This window comes from Acinetobacter calcoaceticus (assembly GCF_051947995.1).
Classification (GTDB): Bacteria; Pseudomonadota; Gammaproteobacteria; order Pseudomonadales; family Moraxellaceae; genus Acinetobacter.
On the sequence record NZ_JBLVVH010000076.1, the window covers coordinates 1 to 213 of the forward strand.

Annotated in this window: 1 pseudogene; it reads right to left on the reverse strand. The window is 47.4% G+C overall.

The features are described from left to right. A pseudogene (gene tolB, locus ACNQO6_RS18620) lies at window positions 1-213 on the reverse strand (Tol-Pal system beta propeller repeat protein TolB); the annotation flags it as partial.

Sequence of the window (213 nt, forward strand, 5' to 3'; positions counted from 1 at the left end):
GCCACGATTACCTTCACGCGTTGCGTAAACCACCATTTGCCCATGTGGCGAGAAGCTCGGTGATTCATCTAAACTGGTTGGCCTGAGAAAATTGGTGATCCCTGTATTAATATCCTGAATCGCAACTTTGTAGTTACTCCCACTTGGACGATGCACCTGGGCAATCTTTATACCGTCTGCGCTTAAAGTACCGCGCGCATTAAATGCACCTTT